Annotated in this window: 17 protein-coding genes; 13 read left to right on the top strand and 4 right to left on the bottom strand. The window is 55.8% G+C overall.

The features are described from left to right. Positions 1-9 precede the first annotated feature (9 nt). Positions 10-789 carry an SDR family oxidoreductase gene (locus M495_RS11830; RefSeq protein ID WP_020826892.1) on the bottom strand — a complete coding sequence of 260 codons (780 nt, stop codon included), beginning with the start codon at positions 787-789 and terminating at the stop codon, positions 10-12. Between the two features lie 169 nt (positions 790-958). Here M495_RS11830 and M495_RS11825 point away from each other — a divergent pair, with 169 nt between their 5' ends. Genes M495_RS11825 through M495_RS11810 form a run of 4 tightly spaced genes read left to right on the top strand, consistent with a single transcriptional unit; the run spans position 959 to position 5154 of the window. Next, positions 959-2581, top strand: a complete 1623-nt coding sequence (locus tag M495_RS11825; RefSeq protein ID WP_020826891.1) for a GMC family oxidoreductase — start codon at positions 959-961, stop codon at positions 2579-2581. Next, positions 2574-3230, top strand: coding sequence for a polysaccharide deacetylase family protein (locus M495_RS11820; RefSeq protein ID WP_020826890.1), 657 nt, complete (start codon positions 2574-2576; stop codon positions 3228-3230). Before M495_RS11825 ends, M495_RS11820 begins: the two co-directional genes overlap by 8 nt. Positions 3231-3254: 24 nt before the next feature. Beyond that, positions 3255-4967, top strand: coding sequence for an FAD-dependent monooxygenase (locus tag M495_RS11815; RefSeq protein ID WP_020826889.1), 1713 nt, complete (start codon positions 3255-3257; stop codon positions 4965-4967). Next, positions 4957-5154 (top strand): hypothetical protein, encoded by a 198-nt coding sequence (locus M495_RS11810; RefSeq protein ID WP_020826888.1) that lies wholly within the window; start codon positions 4957-4959, stop codon positions 5152-5154. The genes M495_RS11815 and M495_RS11810 overlap by 11 nt, the downstream gene beginning before the upstream one ends. Before the next feature lie 8 nt (positions 5155-5162). On the opposite strand, the gene M495_RS11805 is transcribed toward M495_RS11810, so the two are convergent. Beyond that, positions 5163-6089, bottom strand: a complete 927-nt coding sequence (locus M495_RS11805) for a LysR family transcriptional regulator (RefSeq protein ID WP_020826887.1) — start codon at positions 6087-6089, stop codon at positions 5163-5165. A gap of 174 nt (positions 6090-6263) precedes the next feature. Here M495_RS11805 and M495_RS11800 point away from each other — a divergent pair, with 174 nt between their 5' ends. The 5 genes from M495_RS11800 to M495_RS11775 all read left to right on the top strand — a co-directional run bounded on the left by M495_RS11800 (position 6264) and on the right by M495_RS11775 (position 13448). After that, positions 6264-7781, top strand: coding sequence for an aldehyde dehydrogenase family protein (locus tag M495_RS11800; protein WP_020826886.1), 1518 nt, complete (start codon positions 6264-6266; stop codon positions 7779-7781). 34 nt (positions 7782-7815) lie between these two features. Then, the gene (locus M495_RS11795) at positions 7816-9462 is read left to right on the top strand and encodes a GMC family oxidoreductase (RefSeq protein WP_020826885.1); all 1647 of its coding nucleotides are present in this window, start codon (positions 7816-7818) and stop codon (positions 9460-9462) included. A 2-nt stretch (positions 9463-9464) separates the two neighbouring features. After that, complete coding sequence (locus M495_RS11790; protein ID WP_020826884.1) at positions 9465-10178, top strand: SDR family NAD(P)-dependent oxidoreductase; 714 nt, start codon at positions 9465-9467, stop codon at positions 10176-10178. A 400-nt stretch (positions 10179-10578) separates the two neighbouring features. Then, complete coding sequence (locus M495_RS11780) at positions 10579-11970, top strand: diaminobutyrate--2-oxoglutarate transaminase (RefSeq protein WP_020826882.1); 1392 nt, start codon at positions 10579-10581, stop codon at positions 11968-11970. Between the two features lie 5 nt (positions 11971-11975). Continuing rightward, on the top strand, positions 11976-13448 hold the full coding sequence (locus tag M495_RS11775; protein ID WP_020826881.1) for a pyridoxal phosphate-dependent decarboxylase family protein: 1473 nt from the start codon (positions 11976-11978) through the stop codon (positions 13446-13448). Between the two features lie 166 nt (positions 13449-13614). Here M495_RS11775 and M495_RS11770 read toward each other — a convergent pair whose 3' ends face one another. Continuing rightward, positions 13615-14502: a LysR family transcriptional regulator gene (locus M495_RS11770; protein ID WP_020826880.1), complete on the bottom strand. Its 888-nt coding sequence runs from the start codon at positions 14500-14502 to the stop codon at positions 13615-13617. Between the two features lie 325 nt (positions 14503-14827). On the opposite strand from M495_RS11770, the gene M495_RS11765 reads away from it, so the two are divergent. Next, complete coding sequence (locus tag M495_RS11765; RefSeq protein WP_020826879.1) at positions 14828-15748, top strand: LysR family transcriptional regulator; 921 nt, start codon at positions 14828-14830, stop codon at positions 15746-15748. A gap of 132 nt (positions 15749-15880) precedes the next feature. Further along, positions 15881-16783, top strand: coding sequence for an endonuclease/exonuclease/phosphatase family protein (locus tag M495_RS11760; RefSeq protein ID WP_020826878.1), 903 nt, complete (start codon positions 15881-15883; stop codon positions 16781-16783). A gap of 65 nt (positions 16784-16848) precedes the next feature. On the opposite strand, the gene M495_RS11755 is transcribed toward M495_RS11760, so the two are convergent. After that, positions 16849-17835, bottom strand: coding sequence for a zinc-binding dehydrogenase (locus tag M495_RS11755; protein WP_020826877.1), 987 nt, complete (start codon positions 17833-17835; stop codon positions 16849-16851). 132 nt (positions 17836-17967) lie between these two features. On the opposite strand from M495_RS11755, the gene M495_RS11750 reads away from it, so the two are divergent. Both M495_RS11750 and M495_RS11745 read left to right on the top strand, forming a co-directional pair. Continuing rightward, entirely contained in the window at positions 17968-18855 is an 888-nt protein-coding gene (locus M495_RS11750; protein ID WP_020826876.1) for a LysR family transcriptional regulator, read from the top strand. An 855-nt stretch (positions 18856-19710) separates the two neighbouring features. Then, positions 19711-22146 carry a glucose/quinate/shikimate family membrane-bound PQQ-dependent dehydrogenase gene (locus M495_RS11745; RefSeq protein ID WP_020826875.1) on the top strand — a complete coding sequence of 812 codons (2436 nt, stop codon included), beginning with the start codon at positions 19711-19713 and terminating at the stop codon, positions 22144-22146. Positions 22147-22321: the final 175 nt, after the last annotated feature.

The raw sequence follows: 22321 nt of genomic DNA, 5'->3' as shown, positions 1-22321 counted from the left end.
GCTGTACGGTTATAACAACGCTGGATAGGCGCCGCCGTCCAGGTGCATGTTTTGCCCGGTAATAAATCCGCTCAGGTCGCTGCACAGGTAAACACAGGCCGCGCCGAATTCGGCAGGCTGGCCCATGCGACCGGCGGGGATCGAGTCAATCTGTCGTTGGCGCGCCTGTTCGAAGGTAATGCCGCTCTGTTTCATCGCCACCTGCGCCATCTGCTGCTGGCGAGGCGTATCAAAACGTTCCGGCAGCAAATTGTTAATGGTGACGTTATCGACAATGCATTCGCGGGACAACCCTTTGCAGGCGGCCGTCAGACCGGCGCGCGACGCAGCGGAAAGCGTCATGTGCGCACGCGGCGTACTGACCATCGCCGAGGTGATATTGATGATGCGGCCAAATTTCCGCTCGCGCATCCCCGGTATCAAGGCGCGGATCAACATCAGCGGTGCCAGCAAATTCCCTTGCAGCGCCGACAGCCAGGTCTGCTCGTCAAACTCAAAGAAATTCCCCGGCGGTGGCCCGGCGTTATTATTGACCAGAATATCGGCATCCGGGCAGGCAGCCAGTAAGGCTTCGCGCCCTTGCAGGGTGGTTATGTCACCGGCGACAGTAAAAACGCGCCCGCCGGTCTCAGCCTTAAGCCGCTGCTGCGCGGCCAGCAGGCGCTCTTCGTCGCGGCCATTAATCCAGACGCTGACCCCTTCTCTAAGCAGGGCTGCAGCACAGGCATAACCCAAACCACTGCTGGAAGCGCATACCAGGGCGCGTTTATCAGCCAGTCTCACATCCATAACCGTTCTCTCCTTCTAGCGAGGCAGCTCATGACTGAGCCGTGCGATGTTGCATAAATGTCATGCTATCGACAAAAAATAGTGACATCAACAAAAAATATTCTTTATATTAAAAAATATATTTTTTCTTCCATCGCAAATTTTCCACCCTCATCTGCACGGAGAGAGCATGAAAGAGAATGAAAGGTACGACTACATTGTGGTCGGCGGTGGTTCTGCCGGTTGCGTGGTTGCCGGTTTGTTGGCGGAAAGAACCTCGGCGCGCATTTTGCTGCTGGAGGCCGGGCCAGAAGACAAAGGGATCTTCATCCGCATGCCGGCCGGATTTCCGGAAATTGTCGGCAAGCTGGTCTGGCCCTATCAAAGCGATGCCGAACCCCATATGGACAATCGGTCGATGAGCGTACCGCAGGGCCGTGTTCTGGGCGGTGGCAGCTCGGTGAATGGACAGCTCTACGTGCGTGGCAATGCCAGGGATTATGACGATTGGGAAACCCAGGACGGCTGTACCGGCTGGGGCTATCGCGATGTGCTGCCCTATTTTATCCGGTCGGAATGCAACCAGAGCCTGCACGACGACTATCATGGCGATAGCGGCCACCTGAAAGTCAGCGACTCCGGTTATCGCCATCCGCTCAGCTACGCCATCGTCAAAGCCGGTCAGGAGCTGGGTTATCCCTATCTCAATGACTTTAACGGCGCCAGCCAGCAAGGCATAGGCTTCTATCAAACTACCACCTATCAGGGGCACCGTTGCAGCACCTCAGTAGCCTATCTGGCACCGGTGCGCCAACACGCGAATCTCCAGGTGATGACCGGCGTGCTGGTTGAGCGCCTGTTGCTGGAGCAGGATCGTGCCACCGGCGTGGTATTTACCGACGCCGAGGGGAAACGCCAACAGGCGCTGGCCAGCCGGGAAGTGGTGTTATGCGCCGGCGCCATCGGGACCCCAAAACTGTTGATGCTGTCCGGCATCGGTCCAGCAGAGCATCTGCGCGAAGTCGGCATCAAACTCCAGGTTGACAGCCCTCTGGTCGGCCAACGCCTGCAGGATCATCTGCATTTTTCGCTGATTGCCAGCCTGCGAAAGCCGATTAGCCTGCTCGGGCAAGACAAAGGCCTGAAGGCGTTGGCGAACGGTCTGGAATGGCTGCTGTTCAAACGCGGTATCTGCGCCTCCAACCTGCTGGAGTGCGGCGGTTTTTTCGCCACCGGCGACGACGATCGGCCAGATGTGCAGCTGATGGGGCTGGCGGCGTCGGATAACGTCGACGACAAGGGAAAACAGGCGCAAAACCAACATGCCCTATCCCTCAAGTTGGCGCACCTGCGGCCACAGGCCAGGGGTGAAGTCCGGTTGCGCGACGGTAATCCACGTTCGTTACCGTGCATCAGCCTCAATTATATGGGGACGCCGGAAGATGTCGCGGCGCAGGTCAGAGCGGTACGTCTGGGCTTGCAGCTGTTCCAGGTCCCGGCGTTGGCGTCACTGATTGATCGGGTTTTGTTGCCCGCGCCGAATTTGAACAGCGATGAACAGTTGGCGTCGTTCGTGCGTGAGCATGGCAAAACGGAGTATCACCCTACCGGTACCTGCCGCATGGGGGCAGATCCCGCGACTTCCGTGGTGGATCTGGAACTTCGCCTGCGTGGCCTGGCGGGAGTGCGTATCGCTGATGCGTCGATTTTCCCGCGCATCCCGGCAGGCAATACCAATGCACCGACTATCATGGTGGCAGAGCGCGCAGTTGATTTGATGCTGGCCACTTCTCAGGAGCAGGAACATGCATAAAAAACTCACTTTGACCTTTGATAACGGTCCCCATCCCCAGGGAACCCCGCTGGTGCTGAAGACGCTGCAGGAGTTCCGCATTCTGGCCAACTTCTTCCCTATCGGCGAGAAGATCTCCGCGCCTGGCGGTGAAGCTCTGGTTAAATCGGTGAAAGACGCCGGTCACCGGGTCGGCATTCATACCCTGACCCACTCTCTGCCTCTGGGGCTGGGGGCTCCGGGTTTTGCCCGTCACGAAATTACCGAAGGCCAGGCCCGACTGGGTCAATACGCCGAGTCGCCGCCGCTGTTTCGCCCCTATGCCGGTAAAGGGATCCTCGGACCGCACGTGTTGAATCAAGAGGCGGTTGAGGTGCTGCAACAGCAAGGGTTCAGTCTGGTGTTGTGGAACTCGGTACCGCGGGATTGGGAATTGCCAACCGACGCCTGGGTGGCGCGTGCGCTGGAAGATATCGCCAATCAGCCCTGGACGGTGATGGTGTTGCACGATGCCCGGCCCGAAGCGATGGAGCATCTGGCGCATTTTATTGAAAAAGCGGTGTTGATGGACGTGGAAATCACGCAGCAACTTCCCGATTGGGTAATGCCGATGCAGGCGGGCCAGATCCGGCATCCCTTTTCTGAGTTGATCGCCCCTGTGGCGGAGTAACCGGCAACGGCAAGGAGAATCTTTATGCAACAAGAAAACGTGATTGGTGAATTCCGTTATCAACAATATGCGGTCAAGCTACCGTCGCTGCACGATAACCGCGAACAGCGTCGGCATCGGGTGGTGATTGTCGGCGGTGGACCGGTGGGCTTATCGCTGGCGCTGGCATTGGCGAAACAAGGCATCGCTTCGTTGATAGTGGAGAATGATACCCAGGTATGCACCGGCAGCCGGGCGGCGTGCATCTCCCGCCGCAGCCTGGAGATCCTCGACAAACTGGGGCTGGCAGACACCTTTGTCGGCAAGGGTCTCGCCTGGACCCGTGGACGCAGCTTTTATCAGGGCGAGATGGTGATGCAGTTCGACATGCTGGTGGATGATAACCAGCAGTTTCCGGCGATGATCAACCTGCAGCAGTATTATATCGAGCAATTTTTGCTGGACGAGGTGCTGCGCCATGAGGATTTGATCGAACTGCGTTGGGGTACCGAGCTCCAGAGCCTGGTGCATCATGACGAAGGTGTGACATTGTCACTGAATGCTGTCGGGGTCGATTACCAGTTAGAAGCCGACTGGGTGATTGCCTGCGACGGTGGCCGCAGCCGGGTGCGGGAACAAATGGGTCTGCATCTGCAGGGGGATGTGCATCATGGACGCTTCGCCATCATAGATATTGAATTGGAAAGCGAGACCCCGGCAGAACGGCGCGTGTGGTTCGAAACCGCCCTGCGCCCTGGCCCAATGTGGATGCATCGCCAACCGGACAACATCTGGCGCATTGATTACCTGCTGGAAGACGGCGTCAGCGACGAAGAAGGACTGAAGCCGGAAAACGTGCTGCCGGTCGTCGAGAGTTTTCTCGATATGGTCGGTGAAAAAGGGAAATGGCGCCCGATTTGGATCAGCATGTACAACGCCAAAGCGCTGTCGCTGGACAACTATCATCACGACCGGGTGCTGTTCGTCGGCGATGCGGCGCACGTAGTGCCAATTTTCGGCGTACGTGGGCTTAACGGCGGGCTGGACGATGCCTATAACCTCGGCTGGAAGCTGGCCTACGTGCTGAAAGGGTTGGCGCCACCGTCGCTATTGGCCAGTTATTCCAGCGAACGTCAGAAGGCCTGGCGTGAAAATGCCGGACAAGCCAGCCGCAGCGCCGAGTTTATGTGCCCGGCGACCCCGGCCGGCAGCACGCTGCGTAATGCGGTGCTGTCGCTGGCGGCTCGTCACCCGCAGTTTTCCGCGCTGATCAATCCCCGTCAGACCCACAGCATTTGTTACGGGGATTCGCCCTTGAATACCCCGACGGTGACGGCCCCCGTGGCTGTAGGGCCCAAACTCGGCGCGGTATTGCCGGAGTTCCCCCTGTTACTGAATGGTGAGCCAACCCACCTGACCCGATTGCTGGATGCGCGACTCTTCACCCTGCTGCGCTTCCCGGCGCAGCACGCTACCAGCGCTGTGGAAATCAGCGACCATCCGTTGCTGCGCGTGGTCACTCTGGGGCGGCCTGGACAACCGCAGGCTGGCGCTGCCGGATGGGTGGAAGATCCTGATGGGCAGGTGCACGCGGCCTACAGCGGGCCCGCCGGCGCGCTCTATCTGATTCGACCGGACGGGCACGTCTGCTGGCGCTGGACGCAGAGTGATGATGTGGACTTTGCCGTCATCGAACAGGCCATCTTGCGGGCCAGCGGCTGGCAGAACGATAACCAAGGAGCAAAAGATGCAGGCTAAATTGACCGAACAGCAGCTCGATGAGCTGTACAGCCAGTTCTATCTGGCCGCCGAGCCGTTTACCGGCGAACCTCTGGCGCTATTTTTGACTCGCCTTAACCTGCTGTTGCTGGACGCGTTGGCGAATGAAACGCTGGCGCGGGAGTTGATAGCAGAAGCCGCGCGCTTTAAGTTCGACGCAGAGTAGCCCTGCGTTCAGGCCGCCGGCGGGGTGTCCGTGAGTTTCTGCCCCGGCGGTAATCTGGATTGCCGATAGTACTCCGCGACAAAATCGACAAAACTGCGAATGTTAACCGGCAGATAGCGCCGGTTAACATAGACCACGTACAGCGATCGATGGCTCCAGGTGTAATCCCTCATTAACCTGATCAACGCGCCGCTGGCCAACGCCTCTCTCACCACGAACTCCGGCTCAAGAATAATGCCTCTGCCCTCCAGCGCGCTGGCCAACAAGGCATCGCCACTGTTGGCTCGCAGCGATCCGCATACCGGCACCTCGATCAGACGCCCCTCCTCATCCAGATATTCCCATTGTTCCGCACGGGGCAACAGTGAGTAGACCAGACAATTGTGCTCCCGCAGTGCCTGTGGGTTGTCTGGGGTCCCGTGGTGCTTTAAATAATCGGGAGACGCACAAAGTATTCGGGGTATTTCACACAGCTTGCGCGCCACCAGAGACGAATCCGACAGATTGGCCACGCGGATCGCCACATCAATCCCCTGATCGATCAGGTTGATCAACTGGTCGCTGAGGCAGAACTCCACCGACACCCGCGGATAACGACGCTGATAACCGGCCACTATGGTTGCCAGTTCAGCCCGACAATAGGGGTGTGGCGCACTGATACGCAAGGTGCCTGCGGGCTGCCCCTGGTTGCCCATATAGGCTTCCAACGCCTGGCATTCGCCGGCAATGCGCTGGCTGTATTCGTAACATTCCCGCCCGGCCTCCGTCAGCGTCATCGACCGCGTGGTACGGTGCAGCAAGCGCACGCCAAAATGCTGTTCCAACTCGGCAATACTCTTGCTCACTCGCGGTCGGGAAAGGTCAAGCGCCTCTGAAGCCGCCGTAAAATTGCCGCCTTTTACCACCGCATTGAATATGCGTAATGCATTCATCATGTCCACATTCACGTCCCTTCAGCACGCTCGTCATTAGCACAATATACGTCATCCATTGGTGCCTGTTCGGCACCAGTGTGATACGGCAAGCCCTCTGGTTGTTCAGCCTGACCACAGCTAGTTTAGCTTTATCCCTCGAAAGAGGATCCCCACAGACTGAAACAAGGACTCCCTATGAGTAGCCAGACGAAAACCTTTGAACAATGGCAGCAGCAGGCAAACGCACTGCAGATCGAAGGGCGTGCCTATATCGACGGTCAGTATCAGGACTCTGCCGACGGTGCCACTTTTGCCGATATCAGCCCGATCGACGGTCGGCTGCTAGCGGCGGTTGCCGACTGCGACGCCGCCACCGTAGATCGAGCCGTTGCGGCGGCGGCCCGAACATTTGCATCTGGAATTTGGCGCGACCAATCGCCGGTACAGCGCAAAAACGCCCTGCTGCGCCTGGCCGATTTGGTCGGTCAGCATCAAGAGGAACTGGCGCTGCTGGAAAGCCTGGACACCGGCAAAACCATCCATGAGTCGCTGGATATGGATATGCAGGACGTGCAGATCGCACTGCGTTATTACGCCGAGGCGATCGACAAGATTGCCGGCGAAATCGCCCCTACCAGCGACAGCTTCCACGGCATGATCACCTACCAGGCCTTGGGTGTGGTAGCGGTGATGACGCCGTGGAACAACCCGCTGATGATTGCCTGCTGGAAGATTGCGCCGGCGCTGGCGATGGGTAACTCGGTGGTGTTCAAACCTTCTGAAAAAGCACCGTTAACCGGCATCCGCCTGGCGCAGCTGGCGCAACAGGCCGGTATCCCCGATGGCGTATTCAACGTGGTGACCGGCGGGGCTCAGGTCGGACAGGCACTGGCGCTGCACCCCACCGTGCGGGTGATGGCCTTTACCGGCTCCACCCAGGTGGCCAAACAGCTGCTGATTTATGCCGGCCAGTCCAACATGAAACGCACCTACCTCGAAGGCGGCGGTAAGAACGCGCATATCATTTTTGCCGATACGCCAGATTTGGCACGTGCAGCACGTTTTGCCGCCTTGGGCTTTTGCGCCAATCAGGGGGCGGTCTGCGCCTCAGGGACCCGCCTGCTGGTGCAGTCATCCATCAAGGAGCAGTTTGTCGCGCTGCTGATTGAAGAAGTGAACCGCTGGCAGCCAGGGCATCCACTCGATCCCGCAACCATGATGGGGCCAATGATTGATGCCAGGCATCAGGCCAATGTCCTGCGTTATGTCGACTCCGCGCGTGATGAAGGCGCCAGCATCGTCTGTGGTGGCCATGCGGACGACAGCGTCGTCCAGGGCGGGCATTTCTTCTGGCCAACGGTTATCGACAACGCCACCCCGACCATGACCGCCTCGCAAAACGAAATCTTCGGCCCGGTCGCTTCGGTCATCGCGTTTGAAGACGAAGCAGACGCCATCCGGTTGGCAAATGACAGCGAATACGGCTTAACCGCCGGCTTCTGGACGCCGGATATCGCCAAAGTTCACCGCGTTGCCCGCCAACTGGAGGCAGGAACCGTCTGGGTCAATCACTTCCTGACCCGCGATATTCTCTCGCCTTTCGGCGGTTTCAAACAGTCAGGCATCGGCCGCGACCTGTCGTTACATGCGATGCGGCAATACGGCGAAATGAAAGCCACCTGGATTGCTCTGAAAGACGTCGACGCTCACTAAGCTCCTGCGTCCAAACCAATAAAAAGGGATCGTCATGAAACAAGATAAACTACAGACCGACGCCGGCCGCCGTCGGTTCATTGCCGCCAGTCTGGCAATGAGCGCTGCAGCCGCACTGCCTTTCTCCGGCTATGCCCGCCAGCCGGCCCCTCGCAGCACCGGGACCGGAAGCGACGACAAAAAATACGACTACATTATAATCGGCGCCGGTTCGGCCGGCTCGGTGGTGACCCGTCGGCTGGTTGATGCCGGATTAAAGGTCCTGCTGCTGGAAGCCGGGCCACGCGACGATATGCCGGCCATTCATAACCCGCCGGAAGCCATGGCGCTGTGGCATTCCGCCGTTGACTGGGGTTTTTCGACTCAACCGCAGATTTACGCCGGCAAACAGGATATTTACTGGCCGCGCGGCAAGACCCTGGGCGGTTCCAGCGCTATTAACGGCATGATGTACGTTCGTGGTCTGCCCTCCGATTACGACAACTGGGCGGCGATGGGGGCCACCGGCTGGAGCTGGAAGGACGTGCTGCCTTATTTCCGCAAAGCGGAAAACTGCAATATCGATGGCTTGTCTAACCTGCATGCTACCGGAGGGCTGCTGCAGGTATCTCGTCCCGCCATGACGCCATTGGCCCACGCCTTTGTTGAGGCCGGACAACAGGCCGGATTGCGGCTGGTGCAGGATTACAACAACGGCCAGGATTCCACCGGCGTCAGTTTCCCGCAGTACACCATGACGCCAGACGGCAAACGGGCCAGCGCCTGGGTCTGTTACGGCGATGCCATTCGCGGAGCGGATAACCTGTCGGTGATCACCGAAGCTCGGGTATTGAAGCTGCTTAACCAGGGCGATCACATTACCGGCGTGCACTTTGTACATCGTGGCACCGATTATCGCATCGAGGCCCGTCATGAGGTGCTGCTGTGCGCAGGTTCACTGATGAGCCCTTCCATTCTGCTGCACTCCGGTATCGGCCCGGCCGAGCAGCTGGAGAAAATGGGCATTAAGACCCTGGTCAACCTGCCAGGCGTGGGTGAAAACCTGCACGATCATCTGGTGTGTCCTATGGTTTGGTCTTCGCCGCAGCCGGTGGCTGTCGGTCTGGCCTCCGGCATTGAAGCGCAGATTTTCCATAAGTCAGCCCCGGAGCTTTCCGCGCCGGACACCCAGTCCCTGCTGTTCACCATGCCGTTCATGCCGGGCGTCGCTCAGGGTTACACTGTCACTCCCGGTCTGGTCGCACCGAAAAGTCGTGGCCGTCTCTGGCTCAACTCACGTGACCCGCTGCAAGCCCCACTGATGGATCCGCGAGTCTATTCTGAAAACGAAGATCTTGAGGTCATGACCGACAAGGCCCTGCTGTTGCGCGAAGTGATGAAGCAAACCGCATTGGCACCGTGGCGCGGCAAAGAGATGGGCATGGAGGGTGTGAATAACCGCGATAAAATGCGCGATTACATTCGCCGAATGACGGCTTCCTACCACCATCAGGTCGGTACGGCGCGCATGGGGACCGACAACATGGCAGTGGTTGATCCGCAATTGCGCGTGCACGGTCTGTCTGGTCTGCGCGTGATCGACGCCTCGGTGATGCCGGTCATTCCTACCGGCAACACCAATGCTCCCAGCATTATGATCGGTGAAAAAGCCGCAGACATGATTTTGTCGAGTAAGGCATAACCATGACAACCACCGTATTGATTACGGGTGCCAACAGGGGCCTGGGTCATGAAACCGCCCGGCGTCTTGCCGGGTGCGGGTGGCACGTAGTCCTCGGCGCGCGGGATCCCCTGCGCGGCGAACAGGCCATTCAAGAGCTGGCGCAGCAGGGCCTGCATGCAGAATTGCTGATCATCGATGTGATTTCCGAGGAGTCAGTGCGTCAGGCGGCGGCGGATTTCAGCAAGGTGCACGATCGCCTAGATGTTCTGATCAATAACGCCGGCGTTTCTGGCCCCTGGGGACACCCAAGGGAAACCTGCGCCGTAGCCCTGACGGAAATCTACCAAACCCAGGTTTTTGGCGTAGTTCGCATGATGCAGGCCTTTCTCCCCCTGCTGCAAGCCGCCGCCAACCCCAGAGTGGTGATGGTGTCCAGCTCGCTGGGCTCGTTTCATACCATGACCGGCAAAAGCGGCACCTTCGAGTCCAGAATATTGCAACTGGCCTATCCCTCTTCAAAAGCGGCGCTCAACATGCTGGTAACGCAATACGCCAAGGCGTTGCCGAAAATCAAGATTAACGCCGTTAACCCGGGCTTTACCCAAACCGATCTCAACCCTCTGGGTTGCCAGACGATAACCGAGGGTACTGATGCGATCGTGGCCCTGGCCTCAATCGCAAACGATGGCCCAACGGGAGGATTTTTTGATCGTCATGGCGAAATTCCCTGGTAATGCGCCAATGGCACCCTTTTCCGCTAAAGTCCGTTAATGTCTAAGCAATGCCTTATTTATATTAAGACATTGTTTCAAAATTCCTTCCGCATGTTCCTGACCTTTGTTTGAAAATTACCTTCAAAATAAACGTATTGGGCCGGTACCCTTACTTTTCTTGAGGAGGTTTTTTGTGCCGTGTCAAGCCCGCAATCGCCCTTAAATCGTGCCATTATTGGCCACAAAACAAGCAATTTATTGATTTTTATTAAAAAAACCATAAATTCCCCCCGGCCAAATAACTATTGAGCCGGGGGGTAAAAAGCCATATATTGGGCCCGTTTTTCTCACGGTAGTTAATTGTTCAATTCAATAATTCAACTAGGGCGTCATTGTTACCCCCAGTTGTAGGAGAGATATGATGACGGATAAAGTCCGTATTGATAATTTCGGTGTGAATTTAGAAAATGTAAATAACGAAACATATTTGGCGCGACAAGCTGAATTTGAATCGAATGTCAGGAGTTACCCCCGTAAATTGCCGTTGGCAATTGCGAAAGCCCAAGGCGTTTGGATCACTGATGTTGAGAATAATCAATATCTTGATTGCCTGGCTGGTGCGGGTACGCTGGCTCTGGGTCATAACCATCCTGACGTCCTCCAAAGCATCCAAAATGTCATTACCAGCGGCTTGCCGTTACATACCCTCGATCTTACAACACCGTTGAAAGATGAGTTTTCTGCCTATTTACTCTCTTTATTACCAGGTCAAGGCCAGGAATACTGCCTGCAGTTCTGTGGCCCTTCGGGCGCAGATGCGGTAGAAGCCGCACTGAAACTGGCGAAAAAGCATACCGGCCGTACCGGCGTGATCAGCTTCTCCGGCGGTTACCACGGCATGACCCATGGCGCACTGGCGGTCACGGGCAACCTGTCGCCAAAAGAAGCCATTAACGGCATGATGCCGGAAGTCCAGTTTATGCCTTACCCGCACGAATACCGCTGCCCGCTCGGCATCGGTGGCGAAGCCGGGGTCAAAGCGCTGACTTACTATTTCGAAAACCTGATCAATGACGTCGAAAGCGGCGTGCGCAAACCTGCGGCGGTCATTCTGGAAGCCGTTCAGGGCGAAGGCGGCGTTAACCCGGCCCCGGTCGAGTGGCTGCAGCGTATTCGCAAAGTCACGCAGGAACACGGCATTTTGCTGATCATCGACGAAGTTCAGGCTGGTTTTGCCCGTACCGGCAAACTGTTCGCCTTCGAACACGCCGGTATTGAGCCGGACATCATCGTGATGTCCAAAGCGGTTGGCGGCGGTTTGCCTCTGGCAGTATTGGGTATCAAGAAACAGTTCGACGCCTGGGAGCCTGGCCACCATACCGGTACTTTCCGCGGCAACCAACTGGCGATGGCTACCGGCCTGACCACCCTGCAACACCTCAAAGATAATCAGGTGGCCGAAAAGGTTGCTGCGCAAGGCGAATGGCTGAAAGCCAAGCTGGCCGAGCTGCAAAAACGTTATCCGGTGATTGGTCACGTGCGTGGTCTGGGTCTGATGATCGGTTTGGAAATTGTGAAACCGAACGAAGCGCAGGATCACATGGGTTGCTACCCGGCTGACGGCCAGCTCTCTGCCCTGTTGCAGAAGAAATGCTTCGAAGCCGGCCTGATCCTGGAGCGCGGCGGCCGTAACGGCTGCGTGCTGCGTCTGCTGCCTTCCCTGCTGATCACTAACGACGAACTGGCTATCTTCCTGGATAAATTTGAACAGGCCCTGTTAGCTGCCGGCATCAAGCCGGTGGATGTGGAGTGAAGTCGATGTCCCGGTTAAACCCGATTCTGGCCGCTTCTGCGCAAAGCACAGAGGCGTACCAGCAAGCGATCGAACAGAGCAGTCAGGCCGTGGTGCAGTGGCTGCAACAACCCGAGATGTATCAGGGGAAAACCGTTGCCGAGCTGCGTGAACGCATCAAGCTTGATTTTACCCCTCAGGGCCTGGGCAACCAGGTCGCTATCGAACGCGCCATTGAGTATTTTTTAAAAGACAGCCTGTCGGTGCATCATCCGCAGTGCGTCGCGCATTTGCATTGCCCTAGCCTGGTGATCAGCCAGGCTGCCGAAGTGTTGATCAACGCCACTAACCAGAGCATGGACTCTTGGGATCAAAGCCCGTCAGCGACCCTCATCGAGATGAAGCTGATTGAATGGTTGCGTACCCAGGTAGGTTACCAACCTGGCGACGCTGGGGTGTTCACCAGTGGCGGTACCCAGAGCAACCTGATGGGGCTGATGTTGGCGCGCGACGCCTTCTTCGCCAAACAGGGCCACTCTGTGCAGCAGGATGGCCTGGTTGGTAATCTGAGAAAGATTAAAGTGTTATGTTCTGAAAATGCCCACTTCTCGGTGCAAAAGAACATGGCTTTACTCGGCCTGGGTTACCAATCCGTGACGCTGGTGAAAACCGATCAATTCGCACGTATGGATCTGAACGATTTGGCCGAAAAACTGGCGCAGGCCAAGGCCAATGGCGAGCAGATCCTGGCGATCGTCGCCACCGCAGGTACCACGGATGCCGGGGCTATCGACCCGCTGCGCGGCATTGCGCAATTGGCGGCGGAACATCAGATCTGGGTGCATGTCGATGCGGCCTGGGGCGGCGCTTTGCTGCTTTCCGAGAAGTACCGCGACTATCTGGATGGCATTGAATTGGTGGACTCCGTCACCCTGGACTTCCACAAACAATTCTTCCAGACCATCAGCTGCGGTGCTTTCTTGCTGAAAGAAGCCCGTCACTATGAACTGATGCGTTATCAGGCGGCCTACCTGAACTCCGAGTTCGACGAAGCTCAGGGCGTGCCTAACCTGGTGTCCAAATCCTTGCAGACCACCCGCCGTTTTGATGCGTTGAAACTGTGGATGGGCCTGGAAGCTTTGGGGCAGGAGCAATATGCGGCGATCATCGATCATGGCGTAACGCTGGCGCAACAGGTGGCTCACTACATCGGCGATCGGCCGGCGCTGGAACTGGTCATGCAGCCGCAGCTGGCCAGCGTGCTGTTCCGCTATCGTCCGCAGCAGTTAGCCGCCGCCGGCGATGCCGCCGTGGCATTGCTGAACCAACGGATCGGCGATGCGTTGCTGGAATCTGGCCGCGCCAACGTCGGGGTCACCGAGTTTAACGGCGTGACCTGCCTGAAAATGACGTTGTTGAACCCTACGGTCAGCCTGGACGATATCAAAGTCCTGCTGGCGCTGGTGGAAGAAACCGCGCAGCAGTTGCCTGCCGCCTAATCCGCCCGCTCTGCCCTAACCGGCAGCCAAAAGCCGATAACATTAGCTTGTTATCGGCTTTTTTGTTGGGCAGAAGTAGCATTACCATCGTCACCATCGTCCGCAGGAAAAGCACCTTCAGCAATCTGTCACCGACGCAACACGAGCAGTGTCCGGCCAAACCCCGTTAATGGCGCAGCGCATCGATCAACAAGGCAAACGCCGGGGGATGTTGCCTCCGGCTGGGATAATAGAGGTAGTAACCGGGAAATGTCGGACACCATTCATCCAGGATCTGGATAAGCCCCCCTGATTTGACTGCGTTTTGGATCATATCTTCAGGTACGCAGGCGATACCAAACCCTGACGATGCCGCGTCGATCCTCTCTGCCAACAGATTAAATGTCAGTTGCCCTTCCACTTTCACACGCAGCGGCTTACCGTCTTTCTCAAACTCCCAGTGGTATAAACCGCCGGCGGTAGGAAGCCGCATGTTGATGCAACGATGTTGCTGCAACTCGTGGGGCGTCTGCGGGATCCCGTGCTCGGCAAAGTAACTCGGCGCCCCCACAACCACCATTCGCATGTCCGGTCCGATTTTTACGGCAATCATGTCCTTATCTACGCTTTCCCCAAGGCGAATACCTGCATCGAAACGCCCTTCCACGATGTCAACGAAGCCATTATCCACCACCAGTTCGATATTGATTTCAGGGTATTCCCGGAGAAAAGGTTTTAGCTTCGGCCACAGCAGGCACCGCGCGGCATGCTCCCCGGCGGAAAGTCTGATATTGCCCGAAGCGGTGCCATTTGGTTGGAGCAGGATTACAAGTTCATGCTCAAGCTCGGCAAGCCGTGGCTCGAGACAGGCGATTAACTTCTCCCCAACCTCCGTTGGGGCGACGCTGCGGGTGGTTCGGGTCAGAAGACGCGTATTTAAACGTTGTTCTAATGCCTTCACCGCATGACTCAATGCAGATTGAGAAACCCCCAGCTTAGCCGCCGCTTTGGTAAAGCTTTTCTCTCTGGCAACCACCAGGAAAATTTGCAGCTCATTGAAGTTTTCTTTCAGCATGAGGCATTTCCTTAACGCATTGAGTAATGGCAGATAAAACTAATGATAACGCGCGATCTACGCAATCATTTTAGCGCGAAATATCCAGCCAATTACCGGCAAGATGTGTGAGTCATCGCAACACCCAACCCCCGGTATGCGCCAATGAGCAGCATGGTCTGTTGCTGTATTGGCGGTGTTTGCATGCATGAAAGTATTCCTCTGTGTTTCCGTTGTCATGTGCGGTAAAAAATATAACTATGCTGAATAGATTGCGGAAGACGCAGCATTTGTACTAATCACCTGCATCGGACGCCGCTCCTATCAATAAACCAGGATCCCCGACATGTCAGAACCCGATCTCAATTTACTGATTGCGCTCGATGCGTTGCTTACGCTCGGCAGCGTGGCCGAAGCTGCACGCCGCCTAAACCTCAGCGCTTCGGCCATGAGCCGCACGCTTGGCCGCCTGCGGGCAGTCACCGGAGATCCTTTACTGGTAAGGGCCGGCCGCAATATGGTGCTCACTCCCTATGCCGAAGAGATTCGTGAGCGTACGCAAAACACCGTATTTGAGGCACGTTCGATACTGCGCCCTTCGGTATCAGAACTGAGTTTATCAACGTTGGAACGAACATTTACCCTGCGCGCCAACGAGGGATTTGTCGAAGCATTCGGCGCCGCACTGATCTCCGCCGTGGCAACGGCAGCCCCGTTGGTGAGACTCTGTTTTGCGCCCAAACCGGAAAAAAGCTCCCGGCATTTGCGTGAGGGACGGGTTGATTTGGAGATCGGCGTTTTGGGGGATATGGGGCCGGAAATTCGCTTGCAGGCGCTGTTCCGCGACCGATTTGTCGCGGTGGTCAGAAAGGGCCATCCGTTGGAGCAGAAAGCCGACATCACCGCGCGAGCCTATGCTGACTGTGGCCATGTGGTCGCATCACGCCGTGGGCTGGTCACCGGCCCGGTAGATCAGGGATTGGCTGAATTGGGGTTGGAACGAAAAATAGCCGCCGTGGTGCCGAGTTTTCCCGCCGCGCTGGCGGTGGCTCAGGCGTCCGATCTGGTGGCATTGGTCCCTGCTTCTTTCCTGATCAATCAACCGCTGGGCACTGCGCTTTATATGTTTGAACTGCCGGTAAAAACCCAAAGCATCACCGTTTCGCAGATGTGGCACCCGCGTTTGGAGGCCGATGCTGCTCATCGTTGGCTGCGGCAATGGGTGTTGAAGGTGGTTCAACAACGCTTTGCCACGCTAAATACCTGAAAGCACTGTGCCGGCAGATATTCGCGCCTTAATTTTCATCGCGTCGGAAGTATGAGTCAGGTATCACAATAACCGCCCCCTTTCTTCTGTATTCTTTGATAAGGAATCTATTTTATCGGGAGATTAGGTGACATGAAAAAAACAGTTATATTCACCATGATGGCGCTGGGCAGCCTTATCGCCAACGCGCAGGCGAGCGACAAACTAGCTGGTAATGAAATACTTGCCGTTCAAAAAGGCGGCGTGCCAGACAAGGTTTACACGCAGGATAAACCGCATTTGAAGATAGCCACCTATAACATCGGTAAAAATGAAGCCTCCTCTGCCGTCTCCGATTTCACCGCACTTAATTCGGCCATTAAAAGAATAGATGCGGATATCATCGCCATCCAGGAAGTGGACAATAAGACCCAGCGCAGTCAAAAACTCGATCAGCTTAAAAAAATCGCTGATGCCAATAAAATGCATTATGCCTTTGGCAAAGCGCTTGATTTCGATGACGGCGAGTATGGGGTAGGACTGCTTTCCAAATATAAAATTCTACATTCACAGGTGGTGAAATTACCCTCGGGTGATGCCGAACAGCGCGTCACATTACTGGCGCAGGTTGAGGTTCCCGGATTTGATTCAGCGCCAATCATCATGGTCACCCATCTCGACTGGCAAAAAGATCCGGCAATACGCACTGAACAAGCACGCTACCTGTTGGATTTGAGTATTGGCGATGCCGCATCTGATTTCAAAGATATGGCTTCCTCGATTAAGATCCTCGCCGGCGATTTCAACTCGACTCAAGATGAACAGCCATTGAAAGAAATACGCTATTTTTTCAATGAAGTTGCGAAAGATGGAGCCGATACTCGCAGTTGGCCAGCGGTTAATCCCGCTATTGATATAGACCATATCTTCACATTTAAGGGGCAAAAGTGGAACGTGAAGAATCTGGATATCCCACATAATTCGCCTGAATTTACCTGGTCAACGGCAAGCGATCACCTGCCGGTTATTGCCGAGCTTGAGCTTTCAGAACAGTAAGGCAAATGAGGAAGCCAGTCACAGGCTTCCTCACTGTTTTTTACCCATCATGGTCCTTGCTGGCCTCAGACGCGAACCACCAGTTTGCCCTGAGCACGGTCATTCTCGATCATGCGGTGAGCGTTGGCGACATCGTCAAAGTCGAAGGTTTTCACCCGCAGCGACGGCATGGTCTGGTCCGCTACCTGTTGAGCAATCCACTTCAGCGGCGAGTCGGCCAAAGGCAGCGCTGGGGTGCCAAGCAACCCACTGCCAAAGAAGGTCAAGCGTGTTGCATTGGGAAGATCGTTCATCAGATGCAGATTATCCAACACCGGTGCCCCGCCCAGCAGGCCTATTACCACTGCGGTACCAAAAGGTTTGAGCGCATTGAGGCTATCGCGCACCGTGCCGGCGCCAACCACCTCAAGGGCTACATCTACGCCTTCCGGCGCTACACCCCGTATTTGTTCTGCAATTTCACCGGTATCAATCACCACCGCATCAGCGCCAATAGCGGTCAGCCGGGCTGCGTTACTGGCCGATCGGGTGGTGGCGATAACCCGCTGTCCACGCGCCTTGGCATAGGCCACGGCAGCCTGACCCACCGAAGAGGTCGCGCCGCGCACCAGCACCGTCTGCCCCGGTACGTTGTCAATTAAGCGGCCCAGAGCCCCCCATACGGTAAGATAGCTCTCCGGCAGCGCGGCAAGTTCTTCCCATGAAAGGCTGATGCCGTCCAAATCGATGACGTTGCTGCGTAACACCGTGACCTCCTCGGCGTAGCTGCCGTTGCGGGTGAACTGCAATCCCCCCATGGCGGTGGCCACATGCTGCCCGGGGCGAAACAGTCCTGAAGCATCCTCAATCACTTCGCCTACGGCTTCAATCCCAGGCACAACCTGTCCGGCGATCGGGCCCATTTTACCGGCACGGCGGTAAATTTCGGCGCGGTTAAGACCAAACGCCCGTACCCGAATGCGAACTTCATCCGCCTTTGGCGCGACAGAAGGAATATCGCGCAGTTGCAAAACGTCCGGGCCGCCAACTTGTTCAATCACATAAGCTTTCATAACCGTTCTCCAGTTCAACAGTGAGTTAATCAACGAACTATCTCGCCGATAGGTTGAACTGTATAGATTCCAATATTGATGGGGAATACACGAAAATGGTAACGTCAATCTCATAAATGAGAGGAGTGTCGTATGGACTTCAACGCAACCAAAATGTTTGTCTCAGTCGTACAAGCAGGCAGTCTTTCGGCCGCCGCCGACAAGACCCATGTGCCGCTCCCTACCCTGAGCCGGCGCATACGTGAGCTGGAGCGCGAACTTGACGTGCAGTTGCTGGAGCGTTCACCGCGCGGTATCAAGCTGACTGAAGCCGGCAGCCGTTTATATGAACATGCCAGCCGCGGGGTGGAAGCCCTGAATGAAGCTCAGCAGGCCGTGATGAATGATGAAACCCGGCTTAAAGGCCGCCTGCGTCTGTCGATGCCCCCCAACTTTGAGCCCTGGTGGGACTTGCTGGGGGCTTTCCAACAACGGTTTCCCGAAATCAGCGTTAGCGTATTTTCAACGGAACGGCGGATCGATCTGGTACAGGATGGCATTGACGTTTCGCTCCGCGTCGGCACCATCGTGCATGAGTCTATGGTGGCACGGCAAATGCTGAAGTATCGGCATCTGCTGGTCGCTGCGCCGTCATTACTGACGCAGTTTGGCCAACCTGCCAGCGTGGAGGATTTGCATCGTTACCCTTGTGCGAGCTGGGCGGCGGACTCCAGCGCCCGTGGTCTCTGGCGGCTGGGCCATCAGGTGTTTGAGCCGAAGGCGGTACTGGTGGCGAACGATTACGCACTTTTACGCAGCAGAGCCGTCGCGGGTCAGGCGGTCACTGAGTTACCGCCCTTTATGGCGAACAAGGAGATCGCCGCCGGCCGTTTGTGCGCAGTATTACCCTCTCACCCGTTGCCAGAACAAACGCTTAGCTTGCTCTATCCATCACAACGACATCCCTCGCGACTGGTGCGGGCGTATCTCGATTTCTGTCAGGAACAGCTGACAACCTACCTTAGTGCGAATGTTGAATAAGCCAGATAACGGCGAGGTGGGACGATAAAATTCACAGGTGATTGATAGCGGGAAATTTAGCAGAGGACGGCGTTTTTTGGGATTTTCCGCTTTAAGATTAATAATGCTTTAATAGTGCCCACTATGCAGTACAGTAAAACGATGACGCCCAATCAATCGAAGCACTGCATAGTGGAATACTAATGTTAACGTAATGAATTAATTTCTATAACCTTATGTAACTAAAGAAACTGAAAAGTAACCTGAAAATCCTTCCTCGTTGCCAGAGCAAAAATATAAAAGCGACTGGGTTATATTCTCTCTGTATAACACTCGTCCTTTTTACTTCCAGCAAACGCCTCAGGGTTTATAAATTAGTCAATAACCGCATTATTAACGCACAGCTTTAATCCAGAAAACGCGAGCGTATGCCCCATCCCATTCAACAATGATGCAGGGGCTATTAAAGGCTTTCGCCATTGCTTCTGTGTAAGGCGGTGCCTCATCCTGTCTTCACGCAATAAATAATAACTGCGGCAGTTCAGCAGATACGGCTGGCGTATGTGGCTGCTACCTTCCTTTAAATAACCAGGCATCACAAATTTTGCGCGGGGGTACCTTGCGGGCTTGGGGAGTTGCTGGACGCCTAAGCCGCGTTCTCTCCAGAATGGAGCACGCTGCCCTGCAGTTGTTGCAATTCGGGCTAAGAATTTAGTTAGCAGGCAACATATCCTTAACTTTATAATGAATCAAATGGTACAATATCGACATTCCATCGTTTGATTTACGCTCTGCTTTCACTCCACCAGGGAACGGCATGGACGCGATCATTCGAGGTAAACATGAAGAAAAACATTATCTTGGAGTCTTTCAGACATGCCTGAATCAAATGCCCGTCCGGGTATAAAACTTAAACTATGGTGTTGTTTATTAGGGATAATCCTTACCGTTGTCGGCTTATTCTTCGCCATTGCTGGCGGTAAGCTGGTTTCGCTGGGGGGCAGCAGCTACTTTCTGATTGCCGGTATCGTAACTCTGCTTTCCGCCGTGCAATTCTTCCGTCGCAAATCTTCGGCCGTGCCGCTATTCCTGCTGGTGTTTGTCGGCACGCTGGTTTGGTCGGTGGTTGATGCCGGTTTCGATTTCTGGCCATTGGTTTCGCGGCTGATGGTCCCTGCCGGTTTGATGCTGTTGGCCTTCCTGAGCTGGCCGGCACTGCGTAAGCCAGAAGGCAAAACGCCGTTGGCAAAATTGTCTTACCTGCTAAGTGCGGTATTGGCCGTTGGCATGGTCGGCACCTTTGTGCAGATGTTCCAGCCACACCCTACCGTGGCTTTCAGCGGTGAGCCGTTGCCGCTGATCCCGGTGGACAAAAGCAAACAACAAAAAGATTGGGATAACTACGGCAATACCCCGGGTGGCAGCCGCTTCGTGGCGCTGGACCAAATCACTCGCGACAACGTGAAAGACCTGAAGGTCGCCTGGACCTTCCACACCGGCGATACTCCGTTGAGTCCGGATGGCAACGGCGCTGAAGATCAGCAAACGCCGTTGCAAATCGGCAACCGTATCTTCCTGTGTACGCCGCATAACAACGTGATTGCCGTCGATGCCGACAGCGGTAAAGAGATCTGGAAACGTGAAATCAACGCGAAATCCCAAGTCTGGAACCGTTGCCGCGGCCTGGCCTACTTTGATGTTGCCAAGCCCCTGCAACAACCGACCGTACCCGGCTCTACGCCCGCTACACCGGTCACCCTGGCTGCGGGCGACAGTTGCCAGCGCCGTATTCTGATGAATACCATCGATGCGCGCCTGGTGGCAATCAACGCCGATAACGGTGAATTCTGTCAGAACTTTGGCAACCAGGGCGTGGTTGATCTGAAAGTCGGTCTGGGCGATGCGGCCGATCCAAAATATCAGCTGACTTCCGCACCCACGCTGGCGGGCACCACCGTTGTCGTCGGCGGCCGCGTAGCCGATAACGTACAAACGGATATGCCTGGCGGCGTGCTGCGTGGTTTCGACGTGATCACCGGCGCGATGCGATGGGCGTTCGACCCGGGTAATCAGGATCCAAACTCGGCCTTAAAACCCGGCCAGACCTTTGTACGCAGCACCCCAAATTCCTGGGCACCGATGTCCTATGACCCGGCGATGAACACCGTGTTCCTGCCAATGGGCAGCTCCTCGGTGGATCTGTGGGGCGCTAACCGTAACGCGTTGGATCACAAATACGGCGCTTCCATCCTGGCGTTGGACGCCACCACCGGTAAAGAGAAATGGGTTTATCAGACCGTTCATAACGACCTGTGGGATTTCGACCTGCCGATGCAGCCTAGCCTGATCGACTTCCCAATGAAGGACGGTACCACCAAACCGGCCCTGGTCATTGGTGCCAAAACCGGTCAGATCTTCGTGTTGGATCGCCATACCGGGAAGCCTTTGACCGAAGTGAAAGAGCTGCCGGTGAAAACCCGCACCATTCCCGGTGAGCAATACTCCGCCACTCAACCTTTCTCTGTCGGCATGCCACAAATTGGCGCTGAAAAACTGACTGAGTCCGACATGTGGGGCGCTACGCCGTTTGATCAGCTGATGTGTCGCATCAGCTTTAAATCCATGCGCTATGACGGCCTGTTTACCGCACCGGACACCGATATTTCACTCAGCTTCCCAGGCTCTCTGGGCGGCATGAACTGGGGTGGCTTGTCGACCGATCCGAATAATCATTACATCTTCGCCAACGACATGCGTTTGGGCCTGTGGGTACAGATGATCCCGCAAAAAACCGATGCCAATACCCCGGCCAGCAATGGCGGTGAATCGGTCAATGCCGGTATGGGTGCGGTGCCGTTAAAAGGCACGCCTTACGGCGTGAACAAAAATCGTTTCATGTCACCTCTGGGCATTCCTTGCCAGAAACCACCGTTTGGTACCCTGTCGGCGATCGATCTGAAAACGCAGAAAGTGGTGTGGCAAGTGCCGGCCGGTACGGTTCAGGATACCGGGCCTTTCGGTATCAAAATGCGTGCACCAATGCCGGTGGGCATGCCGACGCTCGGCGGCACTCTGGCGACTCAGGGCGGCCTGGTATTCATTGCCGGCACTCAGGATTACTACCTGCGGGCCTTTGACTCCTCCACCGGTAAAGAAGTGTGGAAAGCGCGCTTGCCTGTCGGCAGCGGCGGCACGCCAATGAGTTATGTTTCACCGACAACCGGCAAGCAGTACATCGTGATTTCCGCCGGTGGCGCTCGTCAGTCGCCGGACCGTGGCGATTACGTCATTGCCTATGCACTTGATAAATAAATCTAACCACAGGTTATGATCGCAGCCCCCGCCTCACCGCGGGGGCTTTTTTATATTCCCGGGCACGTGTTTAATAGCCTAGATCTCATTAAACTGGCCCATTAAAAGGCGGAAATACGAGAGTATTCCTAATGTGTTAACCGACTTTATATCTCATTCTCTCTGGCGGCTTTTT

The organism is Serratia liquefaciens ATCC 27592 (assembly GCF_000422085.1).
In the GTDB taxonomy this organism is placed as follows: domain Bacteria; phylum Pseudomonadota; class Gammaproteobacteria; order Enterobacterales; family Enterobacteriaceae; genus Serratia; species Serratia liquefaciens.
The sequence above is the reverse complement of the archived record's forward strand: the minus strand, read 5'-3'. Positions and strand labels throughout refer to the sequence as shown.

What these genes read in the sequence shown, in the direction of transcription:
- M495_RS11830 (WP_020826892.1), bottom strand. Translation starts at nt 789, where the DNA reads ATGGATGTGAGACTGGCTGATAAACGCGCCCTGGTATGCGCTTCCAGC.
- M495_RS11825 (WP_020826891.1), top strand. Translation starts at nt 959, where the DNA reads ATGAAAGAGAATGAAAGGTACGACTACATTGTGGTCGGCGGTGGTTCT.
- M495_RS11820 (WP_020826890.1), top strand. Translation starts at nt 2,574, where the DNA reads ATGCATAAAAAACTCACTTTGACCTTTGATAACGGTCCCCATCCCCAG.
- M495_RS11815 (WP_020826889.1), top strand. Translation starts at nt 3,255, where the DNA reads ATGCAACAAGAAAACGTGATTGGTGAATTCCGTTATCAACAATATGCG.
- M495_RS11810 (WP_020826888.1), top strand. Translation starts at nt 4,957, where the DNA reads ATGCAGGCTAAATTGACCGAACAGCAGCTCGATGAGCTGTACAGCCAG.
- M495_RS11805 (WP_020826887.1), bottom strand. Translation starts at nt 6,089, where the DNA reads ATGATGAATGCATTACGCATATTCAATGCGGTGGTAAAAGGCGGCAAT.
- M495_RS11800 (WP_020826886.1), top strand. Translation starts at nt 6,264, where the DNA reads ATGAGTAGCCAGACGAAAACCTTTGAACAATGGCAGCAGCAGGCAAAC.
- M495_RS11795 (WP_020826885.1), top strand. Translation starts at nt 7,816, where the DNA reads ATGAAACAAGATAAACTACAGACCGACGCCGGCCGCCGTCGGTTCATT.
- M495_RS11790 (WP_020826884.1), top strand. Translation starts at nt 9,465, where the DNA reads ATGACAACCACCGTATTGATTACGGGTGCCAACAGGGGCCTGGGTCAT.
- M495_RS11780 (WP_020826882.1), top strand. Translation starts at nt 10,579, where the DNA reads ATGACGGATAAAGTCCGTATTGATAATTTCGGTGTGAATTTAGAAAAT.
- M495_RS11775 (WP_020826881.1), top strand. Translation starts at nt 11,976, where the DNA reads ATGTCCCGGTTAAACCCGATTCTGGCCGCTTCTGCGCAAAGCACAGAG.
- M495_RS11770 (WP_020826880.1), bottom strand. Translation starts at nt 14,502, where the DNA reads ATGCTGAAAGAAAACTTCAATGAGCTGCAAATTTTCCTGGTGGTTGCC.
- M495_RS11765 (WP_020826879.1), top strand. Translation starts at nt 14,828, where the DNA reads ATGTCAGAACCCGATCTCAATTTACTGATTGCGCTCGATGCGTTGCTT.
- M495_RS11760 (WP_020826878.1), top strand. Translation starts at nt 15,881, where the DNA reads ATGAAAAAAACAGTTATATTCACCATGATGGCGCTGGGCAGCCTTATC.
- M495_RS11755 (WP_020826877.1), bottom strand. Translation starts at nt 17,835, where the DNA reads ATGAAAGCTTATGTGATTGAACAAGTTGGCGGCCCGGACGTTTTGCAA.
- M495_RS11750 (WP_020826876.1), top strand. Translation starts at nt 17,968, where the DNA reads ATGGACTTCAACGCAACCAAAATGTTTGTCTCAGTCGTACAAGCAGGC.
- M495_RS11745 (WP_020826875.1), top strand. Translation starts at nt 19,711, where the DNA reads ATGCCTGAATCAAATGCCCGTCCGGGTATAAAACTTAAACTATGGTGT.